This is a genomic window from Flavobacterium sp. 83 (assembly GCF_000744835.1).
Taxonomy (GTDB): domain Bacteria; phylum Bacteroidota; class Bacteroidia; order Flavobacteriales; family Flavobacteriaceae; genus Flavobacterium.
The window spans coordinates 2,035,428-2,048,620 of sequence record NZ_JQMS01000001.1; the positions used below are offsets into that span (position 1 = coordinate 2,035,428).

General features: G+C 35.1%; 10 protein-coding genes. 7 read left to right on the forward strand and 3 right to left on the reverse strand.

All coding sequences use genetic code 11. The annotated features are described in order from the left end of the window. Window positions 1–24 precede the first annotated feature (24 nt). The 4 genes from prfA to T410_RS08985 all read left to right on the forward strand — a co-directional run bounded on the left by prfA (window position 25) and on the right by T410_RS08985 (window position 4,599). A complete protein-coding gene (gene prfA / locus T410_RS08970) occupies window positions 25–1,101 on the forward strand; it encodes a peptide chain release factor 1 (RefSeq protein ID WP_035670719.1) in 1,077 nt (358 codons plus the stop codon). A gap of 194 nt (window positions 1,102–1,295) precedes the next feature. After that, window positions 1,296–2,630, forward strand: coding sequence for a DUF5723 family protein (locus T410_RS08975; protein WP_035670721.1), 1,335 nt, complete (start codon window positions 1,296–1,298; stop codon window positions 2,628–2,630). Between the two features lie 286 nt (window positions 2,631–2,916). Next, on the forward strand, window positions 2,917–3,744 hold the full coding sequence (gene pyrF, locus T410_RS08980; RefSeq protein ID WP_035670724.1) for an orotidine-5'-phosphate decarboxylase: 828 nt from the start codon (window positions 2,917–2,919) through the stop codon (window positions 3,742–3,744). Between the two features lie 48 nt (window positions 3,745–3,792). Continuing rightward, window positions 3,793–4,599, forward strand: coding sequence for an ABC transporter substrate-binding protein (locus tag T410_RS08985; RefSeq protein WP_035670726.1), 807 nt, complete (start codon window positions 3,793–3,795; stop codon window positions 4,597–4,599). Here the strand turns inward: T410_RS08985 and T410_RS17065 are convergent. Next, the gene (locus T410_RS17065; protein ID WP_193743736.1) at window positions 4,594–4,743 is read right to left on the reverse strand and encodes a hypothetical protein; all 150 of its coding nucleotides are present in this window, start codon (window positions 4,741–4,743) and stop codon (window positions 4,594–4,596) included. The genes T410_RS08985 and T410_RS17065 overlap by 6 nt on opposite strands. A 108-nt stretch (window positions 4,744–4,851) precedes the next feature. Here T410_RS17065 and T410_RS08990 point away from each other — a divergent pair, with 108 nt between their 5' ends. Together T410_RS08990 and T410_RS08995 are read left to right on the forward strand one after the other, a co-directional pair. After that, entirely contained in the window at window positions 4,852–5,637 is a 786-nt protein-coding gene (locus T410_RS08990; RefSeq protein ID WP_035670728.1) for an alpha/beta fold hydrolase, read from the forward strand. 354 nt (window positions 5,638–5,991) lie between these two features. Continuing rightward, entirely contained in the window at window positions 5,992–7,476 is a 1,485-nt protein-coding gene (locus T410_RS08995; protein WP_035670730.1) for a catalase, read from the forward strand. A 114-nt stretch (window positions 7,477–7,590) separates the two neighbouring features. Here the strand turns inward: T410_RS08995 and purU are convergent, their stop codons facing one another. Both purU and T410_RS09005 read right to left on the reverse strand, forming a co-directional pair. Then, the gene (gene purU / locus T410_RS09000) at window positions 7,591–8,445 is read right to left on the reverse strand and encodes a formyltetrahydrofolate deformylase (RefSeq protein ID WP_035670732.1); all 855 of its coding nucleotides are present in this window, start codon (window positions 8,443–8,445) and stop codon (window positions 7,591–7,593) included. Between the two features lie 123 nt (window positions 8,446–8,568). Further along, window positions 8,569–9,276 carry a DUF4197 domain-containing protein gene (locus tag T410_RS09005; protein ID WP_035674317.1) on the reverse strand — a complete coding sequence of 236 codons (708 nt, stop codon included), beginning with the start codon at window positions 9,274–9,276 and terminating at the stop codon, window positions 8,569–8,571. Window positions 9,277–9,553: 277 nt separating this feature from the next. Between T410_RS09005 and T410_RS09010 the strand changes: the two genes are divergently transcribed. Beyond that, window positions 9,554–13,006: a methylmalonyl-CoA mutase family protein gene (locus T410_RS09010; protein WP_035670735.1), complete on the forward strand. Its 3,453-nt coding sequence runs from the start codon at window positions 9,554–9,556 to the stop codon at window positions 13,004–13,006. Window positions 13,007–13,193: the final 187 nt, after the last annotated feature.

A 13,193-nucleotide genomic window follows, 5' to 3' on the forward strand; every position in this document is an offset into this window, starting at 1 on the left:
CACTCCAATAAAAGGACTAAGAAAATGTTAGATAGACTTCAAATAGTAAAACAACGTTTCGATGAGATTTCGGATTTGATTATTCAGCCGGATGTGATCTCGGATCAGAAGCGTTATGTGCAATTGAATCAAGAGTACAAAAGTTTAAAAGCTTTGGCTGAAAAGCGCGATGAATACGTGCTGATTATGGCAAATATTGAAGAAGCAAACGAAATAATAGCCGATAACAGTGATGCGGATATGACCGAAATGGCCAAGATGCAACTGGAAGAAGCAAAGGAAAGATTACCGGAACTGGAGGATGAAATCAAATTTATGTTGATTCCTAAAGATCCCGAAGATGCTAAAAATGTTATGGTGGAGATTCGAGCCGGAACGGGTGGGGATGAAGCGAGTATTTTTGCAGGGGATTTATTCCGTATGTACACGAAATATTGTGAGAACCGCGGTTGGAGAACATCTGTTGTGGATATGAATGAAGGAACTTCGGGTGGATTTAAAGAGGTGATTTTTGAAGTTACCGGTGAGGATGTTTACGGAACCTTGAAGTTTGAAGCGGGAGTTCACCGCGTGCAACGTGTACCGCAAACAGAAACGCAAGGACGTGTTCATACATCAGCAGCGACTGTTATGGTATTGCCTGAAGCAGAGGAATTTGATGTACAAATTGATATGAATGATGTACGTGTGGATTTCTTTTGTTCTTCAGGACCTGGTGGACAATCAGTAAATACAACCAAATCAGCGGTTCGTTTGACACATATTCCAACTGGATTAGTGGCACAATGTCAAGATCAAAAATCACAACATAAGAATAAAGATAAAGCTTTTGGCGTATTGCGTTCTCGTTTATACGAACAAGAATTAGCCAAAAAACAAGCCGAAGATGCGACTACACGTACATCTCAAGTCAGTTCAGGTGACCGTTCTGCAAAAATTCGTACTTACAATTACGCACAAGGTCGTGTAACAGATCACCGTGTAGGATTGACGTTGTATGATTTGGGAAATATCATGAATGGTGATATCCAGAAAATTGTTGACGAGTTAGCTTTGGTTAACAACATGGAGAAATTGAAAGAAGCAAGCGAGGTTTTCTAAGAAAACAAAGCAAAGACTATAGCTTAAAAGCCATACTAAAATGAGTTTAGTATGGCTTTTTTTTGTATAATGTTACGTTTATATTACCTAAACTATAGGAAAAGGTTTCCTAAATTTTCTTAAAATTGCTTTGTAAAAATTGTTATTTTTGCTGGAATTATGGAATGAATAGATAATGTTTAAATTTAATTAAAATGAAAAAAACAGTTTTAGTAATTGCTTTTTTGGCAAGTTTAGCAACAGCAAAAGCACAATCTTATTTGGGGTATTATCATGACAATTATGCGGGTGTACAAGGAGTTTTATTTAATCCGGCATCTATAGTTGATTCGCATTTTAAAACAGATGTTAATTTACTGTCATTTAGTTCTTCTATAAGTAACGATATGTATGGTGTGAAATTATTTGATGCTTTAAAAAACGGTTATGATTTTGATACTCAGTCAAAAAAATCATTTACTAATGCGAACAAAGTAAATATGAATGTGGATGTAATGGGACCTTCATTTATGTTCAATATTACTCCAAAACAGTCTTTGGCTATTTTTACAAGAGCAAGATCGATTGTTAATATTATAGATATCAATGGTAATCTTGTTAATGAACTGTCTAAGGACAATAAAAATAATTTTGATTATAGTTTAGGAAGTCCTAATGCAGTTGGAAATTCATGGGGAGAGGTAGGAATAGCTTATGCGGCTGTTTTATATCAAAGTGGGGAACATTTTTTGAAAGGTGGTATTACTGCAAAATATTTACAAGGAGTTGCTAATTATCACTTTCAAGGGAATAGTATACAATTGAAATATGAGGAAAATACATTATTTCCTAATCAGAGTCAATATATAAGTTCTGGGACTGCAATTTATGGTACTAGCCAAGATTTTGCAACAAATTCAAAAATAGACATTGATTCTAAATCTAATGGTTTTGGTATTGATTTAGGGCTAGTTTACGAGTGGAGGCCGGATTATAATGCTTCCGTAAAAGATAATAATGATTTAAATAAATATAAATTTCGTTTTGGATTAGCGCTTACGGATCTTGGTTCTATGAAATATGACAAAGGGATGCGTAATAATTATAATTTAAATAATAGAATTACTCAAGATGATTTTGATAACGCAGATAATTTAGATCAGTTTTTAAAAGATAATTATAGTGCTACAGTGGTGAATAGTGCCATAAAATCAAAATTACCTACAGCCGTTCATGCTGATGTTGATTGGAATATTCACAACAAGTTTTATGCAAACTTAAATGGAGATTTTAGTGTTGTTTCTAAAGTAAAATTAAATCAAAGTAGTATTGCTAATCGAGTGAGTTTGACTCCTCGTTATGAGTCTAAATGGTTTAGTTTCTTTATGCCTATTTCTTATATGGATGTCAATAAACAAACTCAGGTAGGTGTTGGTTTGCGTACAGGAGTATTTTTTATTGGTTCAGGTTCTATTTTGTCTAATGTGGTTTCAAGTGATTCAAGAGCTACAGATTTTTATTTAGGGTTTAAAATTCCTGTATATAAATAGCAAAAGGCACCCTACAGCTGGTGATAAGATTTTAGATAAAGAGGAAAAACACGGTATAACGAGACGAATTCATACTAATATAACAGTACAAGTTGGTGCTCAAAACTGAAATGTAGAAATCATAATAGTTCAATAAATTTTCAAAAACGCTTCTAAAGAAATGTTTTTATTTTATAAATAATCGCTTTTGTTATTTCAAAAATAATGAAAGCGATTATTTTTTATAAATTTGCAGAAAAGATGGTAAATCTAATCGTCTTAAAAAATACTTCATCATTTCATACTAATGACAACAGAACAACTAATAGACCAAATTAAAATTAAAAAATCTTTTTTAGCAGTAGGACTAGATGTCGATTTAAATAAAATCCCACAGCACTTATTAAAACTGGAAGATCCCATTTTTGAATTCAATAAGGCGATAATCGATGCAACTCATGATTTAGCCGTGGCTTACAAACCAAATACTGCTTTTTACGAAGCATACGGAATAAAAGGTTGGATGTCGTTGCAGAAAACAATCAATTACATCAACGAAAACTATCCGGATATCTTCACCATCGCCGATGCAAAAAGAGGAGATATTGGGAATACATCTTCGATGTATGCCAAAGCTTTTTTTGAAGATTTGAATTTCGATAGCGTTACCGTTGCTCCTTATATGGGGAAAGATTCAGTGGAGCCATTTTTAGCGTTTGAAAATAAACATACTATTATGCTAGCTTTGACTTCGAATGAAGGTGCGTTCGATTTTCAGACATTGAATGTAGACGGAAAAGAATTGTACAAACAAGTATTGGAAACGTCTAAATTCTGGAAAAATAGTGAAAATTTGATGTATGTAGTTGGTGCCACCAAAGCCGAATATTTTACTGAAATTCGTAAAATTGTTCCTGATAGTTTCTTATTGGTTCCTGGAGTAGGAGCACAAGGCGGAAGTTTGTCTGAAGTTTGCAAATACGGTATGAACGACACTGTTGGATTATTGATTAATTCTTCAAGAGCCATTATTTATGCTTCAAACGGAACTGATTTTGTTGAAAAAGCAAGAGCCGAAGCGTTAAGTATGCAACAAGAAATGGAAGCAATTATTAGTTTGAAGTTTGAATTTTAAAGTTTTAGGTTACTCCGCTTTGAACGTTTTAAACTTTAAACAAAAAAAATGAAAACTCTTACTGATCAACTCGGGACTTCCCATTCTTTTGAAACATCACCTAAACGTATTATTTCGTTAGTTCCTTCACAAACGGAATTATTGTATGATTTAGGCTTGGAAGACCGAATTGTTGGGATTACTAAATTCTGTGTGCATCCGTATCATTTTAAAGCAACCAAGAAAATAGTTGGCGGTACCAAAAAAGTGCATTTTGAGAAAATCAGATTGTTAAAACCGGATATTATCATTTGTAATAAAGAGGAAAATACGCAAGAAATTGTTGATGAACTTCGTAAAATTTGTCCGGTTTGGGTGACGGACATCATCACGATTGAAGATAATTTTCAAATGATAACTAATTTTGGGCAGCTTTTCAATTGCAGAATTGAGGCCCAGAAATGGAACGACAAATTGGCTTTTGCCTTGAGCGATTTTAAAAATTTCATCCAAGATAAGCCCGTTAAAAAAGCAGCCTATTTTATTTGGAAAAACCCTTTTATGGTTGCTGGTTCGAATAATTTCATCAATGAATTACTAAAATTGAACCACTTTCAGAATATCTACGATAAAAATCCCGAGACTTTGGGGCGTTATCCAGAAATCGAACTCAAAAAAATGCGTTTGGAAGGTGATCCGGATTTGGTTTTTCTATCCTCAGAACCCTATCCTTTCCAGGAAGAAGATGCTTTTGAAATAGGACGTTTTACGCATCATGCAAAAACTATTTTTGTGGATGGTGAAATGTTTTCTTGGTATGGAAGTCGCTTGCTAAAAGCGTTTGATTATTTTAAAAAAATACATCAAAAATTATAGCTCACATTCTTCCAAAACTAATTCTTCTATAGCAACAGTAGGTTTTTGGGTGTTTTTTTGGGTTTCGAAATTTTTTTCGGCAAGTATTTGATATTCTCTTTTAAGCTTTTCTATTTCACTTTTCTCTTTCAACAATCCAATCATCGGTGTAAATTTTTTGCAAATTTACGTTTTACAATTGTTAAATTAGTATTATTTTTTGTTAAGATTGAGATTTAAAATTAAAGTTCTATTTTTACAAAAAATAAAGACGTGATTAATTATACCATTTACGAAAATAAAAATACCAATCAATGGGTAACTTTTGTGCATGGTGCTGGCGGAAGTTCTTCTATTTGGTTCAAACAAATACGCGATTTCAAAAAGCAGTATAATATATTGTTATTGGATTTACGTGGTCACGGGGAATCAAAACCGACCTTAAAAACGGCTTTCAAACAGCACTATACTTTTTCGGCTTTGGCCAATGATATTCTGGAAGTCTTAGACTTTCTTAAAATAAAAAAATCACATTTTGTTGGGATTTCATTGGGTACCATACTCATCAGACAATTAGCAGAAATGTATCCGGAACGGGTTCAAAGCATGATTCTTGGAGGTGCGATATTGAAAATGAATTTCCGTTCTCAAGTATTGATGCGTTTGGGGAATATGTTTAAGTATGTATTGCCTTATTTGGTTTTATATCAATTTTTTGCCTTTGTCATTATGCCTAAAAAAAGTCACAAGCAATCGCGTGTGCTTTTTATAAACGAGGCCAAAAAATTATACCAGAAAGAATTTATTAAATGGTTTAAGCTCACTGCCGAAATTAATCCGGTTCTCAAATGGTTTCGTCAGGTCGAATTGAATATTCCTACGCTTTATGTTATGGGGGAAGAGGATTATATGTTTTTACCGTCTGTTCGTAAAGTTGTAGAGAACCATTATAAATCGTCAAAACTTTTTGTGATAAAGAAATGTGGACATGTAGTAAATGTGGAGCAGCCTAATGCTTTCAATGATGCTGTACTTTCTTTTATAAATACAGCTAAATAAAAAATGCCTGCATTTAAAAATGCAGGCAATTCTTTAACTAACCAAAACCAAAATAATAAATAACCAGTTTATTACTCTGCAAAGATCATATATATACGGATGTTATGCTGTTAAGATTTTGTTATTACTTTGTTGTACATACGTTAAGTTTTTTTAACTTTAATCTATCAATTCCTTGTTATTGATTCTGTTTCAGAATCAACTTTGAAACTACCCCATTTTACCTGCCAACTTTGATTCTCTTTTGTTGAAAAATGCAACTTGATTTTTTGCTAGTGTTTTTAGAGACACTTCAATTTTTTGTGTTTTTTAAGTTTTGTTATTGTTTGATGAAAACTATTAAATTGTATTAATATGAAATCACATGAAAAACTTACAACAGCGTCCGGAAGACCATTTGCTGAAAATGAAAATTCGCAATCGGTAGGTTCACGAGGACCATTATTATTGCAGGATTATATTCTTCACGAAAAAATGGCTCATTTTAACAGAGAGCGCATTCCTGAACGAGTAGTACATGCAAAAGGTTCAGGAGCATTTGGGACATTTACCGTAACACACGATATTACTAAATATACAAAAGCGAAAATCTTTTCTGAAATTGGAAAAGAAACTAAATTAGTGCTTCGATTTTCAACCGTGGGAGGTGAAAGAGGCTCGGCTGATACAGAAAGAGATCCGCGAGGTTTTGCTATGAAATTTTACACCGAAGACGGGAATTGGGATTTAGTGGGTAATAATACTCCCGTATTCTTTGTTAAAGATCCTAAAAAATTCGGAGACTTTATACATACCCAAAAACGAGATCCGTACACTAATATGAAATCGCCTACGATGATGTGGGATTATTGGTCGCTTAATCCCGAGAGTTTGCATCAGGTATTAATATTGATGTCAGATCGGGGAACTCCTTTTGGCTATCGGCACATGCATGGTTTTGGGAGTCATACGTATTCGATGATAAATGCTGGTAATGAACGTGTTTATGTGAAATTTCATTTCATAACAGCGCAAGGAATTAAAAATTTTACAAATGAAGAAGCGGCTGAAATGAAATCACGTGATATGGATTTTGCGCAAAGAGATTTGTTTGAAAATATCGATAAAGGAAATTTTCCGCAATGGAATTTGAAAATTCAAGTAATGACGGAAGAGCAAGCCAATTCACAGGACTATTATTTAAATCCCTTTGATTTGACTAAAGTTTGGCCTCATGGCGATTTCCCTTTGATTGATGTTGGTGTTTTAGAATTAAATCAAAATCCACATAATTACTTTCAGGATATAGAACAAGTGGGATTTGCACCGGCACATATTGTGGATGGAATTGGCTATTCACCGGATAAAATGTTGCAAGGGCGATTGTTATCCTATCCTGATGCGCAGCGGTATCGCTTGGGGACTAATTATGAGCAAATCCCGGTAAACCGTTGCCCATTTGCAACTAATAATTACCAGCGGGATGGACAAATGCGTGTAGATGGGAATGGAGGGAGCTATCCAAATTATTTTCCCAATAGTTTTGATGCTATGGAAATAGACCAAGCTTATAAAGAACCGCCATTGGAAGTATTCAGTGATTTTGCCGACTGGTACGATAGAAATTGTGAAGGGGAGAATGACCATTATACCCAACCGGGCAATTTATTTAAAATCATGACTCTGGAGCAACAGCAAAATACGATTAACAATATTATTGCTCATATGTCTGGCATCGAAGGTCCTAAAAAAGAAGAAATAGTAAACCGTCAATTGAATCATTGGTATAGAGCTGACGGTCGCATAGGGGCAGGAGTTGCTGCTGGATTAGGTGTTGACGTTGACTTGTTAGAAAGGTAAAAATTTTAAAATATCAAAAAAAAAATGCTCGCTAAAAGTGAGCATTTTGTATATAATAGATTTAATTATTTCTATGGGTTTCGGCTCTCTTCTTTGGAGAGGGTTGGTAGAATTCTAAGAAAATACCACCGTTTTATTATTGTAAACCATTGTTTTTCTCTCGGCATGCAATTTTATGGCCCGTGCCAAAACCATGCGTTCCAGATCTCGGCCTTTCATAATAAAATCTTCTATAGAATGGCTGTGTGAAACTCGGGCAATGTCTTGCTCGATGATTGGACCTTCATCTAATCCTTCGGTTACATAATGGCTGGTGGCACCAATAATTTTCACGCCGCGTTTAAAAGCAGAATGATACGGTTTTGCTCCAGGAAATGCCGGAAGAAAGGAATGATGAATATTGATAATTTGATTTCTGTATTGCGCAATCAAATTAGGTGTGATAATCTGCATGTAGCGAGCCAAAACAATAAAGTCAATATGGTACTGATTCAGTAAATCAAGTTGCATTTGTTCCCCTTCGGCCTTAATATCTTTTGTGAAAGGAACATAATGAAATGGAATAGAAAAACGTTCTGCCACTGATTTTAAATCTTCATGATTGCTGATGATTAAAGGAATTTCCAAGGGTAGTTCTCCAGCGCTGTAGCGTCCTAAAATGTCATACAAACAATGATCGTATTTAGATACAAATAAAGCCATTTTTGGTTTCTCATTCTGGGTGTACATTTCCCAGGACATATTAAATGGAGTTGCTAAATTTGCCTGGAAATGAATTTTGATTGCTTCAATATCCCAATTTTCAGCACTAAACTCACATTCCAAACGCATGAAAAAAACATTTTCATCGGCATCCACATGTTGGTCCAAATAAATAATGTTTCCATCAATTGAGGCAATATAATTAGTAACCGAGGCAATAATTGCTTTTTGGTCCTCGCAATGTATAAGTATGGTAATTTTTTGCATTAGATGTCTCTTTTCGGCTTTACTGATTAGTATTGAATCGTGTTTTCAAAACTAAACGTATTTCTTTTTATAAAAAAGTTTAATTTGTCTGTTTTATGTTTGAAAAAACAGCCCGGTTTTAATTTATATTTTGTCCTGCATTGCAAAAACCTTTTGTAATAACACAGAAGTTCTGGTACTCAAATTCGTTCGGATGTTTTTTTCTTCAACGGCAACCATCTTGAAAACGCCAATCATTGCTTGATTAGTTACATAATCAGTCAAGTCAGGATTTACTTTATTTACTAATGGAATGCTGTTGTATTTTGTAATAATGTTGGTCCAAACTTTATCAGCACCTACTTTAGTGAATGAGTTTTTAATCACAGGGTTGAATTTCCCGTATAAAGCCGTTGAGGTACTGTTTTGTAAATAAGTAGTAGCCGAACTTTGATTGCCCATCAAAATTGATTTGGCATCCATAAAAGTCATGTTTCTTACGGCATCGACAAATATAGGAGTTGCTTCCTTAACGGCATCTTCGGCAGCACGATTCAACACTTTCAAGCCTTCATCAGCCAATGAACTCAGTCCAATTTTTCGTAAACCGGCATCTACTTTTCTTAATTCTGCGGGAAGTAAAATTTTAACAGCTTCATTTCTATAAAAACCATCTACGGCAGTCAATTTTGTCACTTGTTTCGAAATTCCATTATTCAGCGCTTCTTTTAATCCGCCTGCAATATCAACCCCGCCTATTCCTTGTGTTTGCGGTAATTGGTTCAAAACTTGTTGCATTTCTGCACAACTGGAAAGCGAAATTGCTACCGCTAAAATTAAAATTTTCTTCATCGTAAATTCATTATTGATTAATTCGCCTTTCAGCATTTGTAAAAATACTACTTATTCAAAAATAAAGCCAACTATTTTTTAGGAGCATAAACTTTAGGTTTATTAATCACGATTTGTCCCGCTTTACGCTGTATCCTCGCCAAAAAAAGCGAGGGATGCCGCTGCAATCGGGGCTAAATAACAAAAATCTTTCTTATTTATTAATAACAAGCGCTAGTATCAAATAATTTTTAAAATAAAATCGTAAATTGCAGTCTTAAATTATGATATTCACAAAATGGAACAACAAAAACCATATATCCCTAACAATAAAGTAAGAATTGTAACTGCAGCAGCTCTTTTTGACGGTCACGATGCCGCAATCAACATCATGCGTAGAATTATTCAGTCTACTGGTGTTGAGGTAATCCATTTAGGTCACGATAGAAGTGTGGAAGAAGTGGTCAACACAGCGATTCAAGAAGATGCTAATGCTATTGCAATAACTTCCTATCAAGGAGGACACAACGAATATTTCAAATACATGTACGACTTGCTTCAGGAAAAAGGAGCTGGACAAATTAAAATATTTGGAGGAGGAGGCGGTGTAATTCTTCCTTCAGAAATTGCTGAATTGCAAGCGTACGGAATCACTAGAATTTATGCTCCTGATGACGGTCGTGCTATGGGATTGCAGGGAATGATAAACGATTTAGTACAACAATCTGATTATGCTATTGGAGATAAACTGACGGACGAAATCAATCATCTCGAAGAAAAAAATCCAAAGGCAATTGCAAGAATCATCTCGTCTGCAGAAAATTTTCCAGATGTAGCGTCTAAAACTTTGGAAGCCATCCAAAAAAAGAATGAAAACAGTACGATTCCGGTTCTTGGAATTACAGGAACAGGCGGAGCAGGAAAATCATCTTTGGTGGATGAATTAGTACGTCGTTTTCTAATTGATTTCCCCGAAAAAACAATCGGATTAATATCTGTAGATCCATCCAAACGCAAAACGGGTGGCGCATTATTAGGAGATAGAATCCGAATGAACGCTATTAATAATCCTCGTGTTTACATGCGTTCATTGGCAACAAGACAATCCAATTTGGCTTTATCTAAATATGTTGCCGATGCAATTCAAGTAATTAAAGCGGCAAATTATGATATTATAATTCTGGAAACTTCTGGAATCGGGCAATCAGATACAGAAATTATGGATCATTCTGATGTATCTTTATATGTAATGACACCGGAATTTGGTGCTGCAACCCAATTGGAAAAAATCGACATGCTTGATTTTGCTGATTTGGTAGCGATAAACAAATTCGACAAACGCGGTTCTCTGGATGCATTGAGAGACGTGAAAAAACAATACCAACGCAACCACAATCTGTGGGATGCTGATTTAGATACACTTCCGGTTTTTGGGACAATTGCTTCGCAGTTCAATGACCCAGGAATGAATACGTTGTACAAAGCGATCATGGATAAAGTCCATGAAAAAACAAATTCTGATTTGAAATCAACGTTCCAAATCACGCGTGAAATGAGCGAGAAGATTTTCGTTATTCCACCACACAGAACCCGTTATTTATCTGAAATTGCTGAAAGCAACCGTAAATATGATGTTACTGCGGTAAGCCAAGAACAAGTTGCCCAAAAATTATACGGAATTTTCAAAACGATTGAAACCGTAGCTAAAAAAACTCCTGAGTTAAACAAAGCAGGAATTAATGATGATTCCGTTTTGCCAAGTGCTTTAGAATCGGAGAAACCAGGTGTTGCTGAGGACAAAATCTTTTTGAATCTTTTACTGAATCAGTTTGATAAAGTAAAAATGGATTTGGATCCATACAATTGGGAAATCATTTTGACTTGGGACGAAAAAGTAAACAAGTACAAGAATCCAGTTTATACGTTTAAAGTTCGTGACAGAGAAATAAAAATGGCTACGCATACAGAGTCACTTTCGCATTCTCAAATCCCGAAAATTGCGTTGCCAAAGTACAAAGCTTGGGGAGATATTTTACGCTGGTGTTTGCAGGAAAATGTTCCTGGAGAATTTCCTTTTACCGCAGGATTGTATCCTTTCAAACGCGAAGGAGAAGATCCTTCTCGCATGTTTGCAGGTGAAGGTGGACCGGAAAGAACGAACAAACGTTTTCATTATGTAAGTGCAGGATTACCTGCAAAACGATTGTCGACTGCTTTTGACAGCGTCACTTTATACGGAAACAATCCACACGTACGTCCTGATATTTATGGAAAAATTGGTAATGCCGGAGTTTCTATTTGCTGTTTAGATGATGCTAAAAAACTATATTCTGGTTTCGATTTGGTTCATGCGATGACTTCGGTAAGTATGACTATCAATGGTCCGGCACCAATGTTATTAGGATTTTTCATGAATGCGGCGATTGATCAACAATGTGAGTTTTACATTAAAGAAAATGGTCTTGAAAAAGAAGTTGAAGCCAAAATCAACAAAATATATGCAGCTAAAGGAGTCGAAAGACCACATTATCAAGGCGATTTGCCAGAAGGAAATAACGGCTTAGGTTTGATGCTTTTGGGTGTTACTGGAGACCAGGTTTTACCTTTGGAAGTGTATGACGAAATTAAAGCAAGAACGTTGTCTCAAGTTCGTGGAACTGTTCAGGCAGATATTCTCAAAGAAGACCAAGCACAAAACACTTGTATTTTCTCTACTGAATTTGCCCTACGATTGATGGGTGACGTACAGGAATATTTCATTACTAAGAGTGTTAGAAATTTCTATTCGGTTTCTATTTCAGGATATCACATTGCTGAAGCGGGTGCGAATCCAATTACACAATTGGCTTTCACACTTTCGAATGGTTTCACGTATGTGGAATATTATTTGAGTCGAGGAATGAACATTAATGATTTTGGACCCAATTTATCGTTTTTCTTTTCGAATGGAGTGGATCCGGAATATGCCGTTATTGGTCGTGTAGCGCGTAAAATCTGGGCGAAAGCCATGAAAAATAAATATGGAGCTAACGAACGTGCGCAAATGTTGAAATACCACATTCAAACTTCAGGGCGTTCTTTGCACGCACAGGAAATTGATTTCAATGATATTCGTACGACTTTGCAAGCTTTGTATGCGATTTATGACAACTGTAATTCATTGCATACCAATGCGTATGATGAAGCAATCACAACACCTACGGAAGAGTCAGTGCGTCGTGCAATGGCAATTCAGTTGATTATCAATAAAGAATTAGGTCTTGCCAAAAATGAAAATCCAATTCAGGGAGCTTTCATTATCGAAGAATTGACAGATTTAGTGGAAGCAGCGGTTTTACAGGAATTTGACAGAATTACCGAACGTGGTGGCGTGCTTGGTGCTATGGAAACCATGTACCAACGTTCTAAAATTCAAGAAGAAAGCTTGTATTATGAAACATTGAAACATACAGGTGAATTCCCAATTATTGGTGTGAATACATTCTTGAGTTCCAAGGGTTCTCCAACGGTAATTCCAGCCGAAGTTATTCGTGCCACCGAAGAAGAAAAACAATACCAAATTGATATGTTGGGTCATTTGCACCAGTCGAATCAAGATAAAGTTAAGGAGCAATTGGATGCAATTCAGGAGGCAGCCATTAAAAACGAAAACTTATTTGAACATTTAATGGAAGCGACAAAAGTTTGTTCTTTAGGTCAAATAACATCCGCTTTATTTGAAGTAGGGGGGCAGTATAGAAGAAATATGTAAATAGAATATCATTTTTAGATTTTATATAAAGACTCTTCAGAGATGAAGGGTCTTTTTTATTGTCTTTTAATTTTGTTGCTAATACTTCAAAAGAATAAATGGTTGTATTATAAAATCTTTATGATGTTTTTTCAGACTCAAAAAAGGTGCTGGTTTTTATAATTTGGGATTCTTAATAATTTTACAA

Bases quoted from the DNA above. Each gene is read 5' to 3' on its own strand.
- T410_RS08995 (WP_035670730.1), top strand. From the start codon at position 5,992: ATGAAATCACATGAAAAACTTACAACAGCGTCCGGAAGACCATTTGCT.
- T410_RS08975 (WP_035670721.1), top strand. From the start codon at position 1,296: ATGAAAAAAACAGTTTTAGTAATTGCTTTTTTGGCAAGTTTAGCAACA.
- pyrF (WP_035670724.1), top strand. From the start codon at position 2,917: ATGACAACAGAACAACTAATAGACCAAATTAAAATTAAAAAATCTTTT.
- T410_RS17065 (WP_193743736.1), bottom strand. From the start codon at position 4,743: ATGATTGGATTGTTGAAAGAGAAAAGTGAAATAGAAAAGCTTAAAAGA.
- purU (WP_035670732.1), bottom strand. From the start codon at position 8,445: ATGCAAAAAATTACCATACTTATACATTGCGAGGACCAAAAAGCAATT.
- T410_RS08985 (WP_035670726.1), top strand. From the start codon at position 3,793: ATGAAAACTCTTACTGATCAACTCGGGACTTCCCATTCTTTTGAAACA.
- T410_RS09010 (WP_035670735.1), top strand. From the start codon at position 9,554: ATGGAACAACAAAAACCATATATCCCTAACAATAAAGTAAGAATTGTA.
- T410_RS09005 (WP_035674317.1), bottom strand. From the start codon at position 9,276: ATGAAGAAAATTTTAATTTTAGCGGTAGCAATTTCGCTTTCCAGTTGT.
- prfA (WP_035670719.1), top strand. From the start codon at position 25: ATGTTAGATAGACTTCAAATAGTAAAACAACGTTTCGATGAGATTTCG.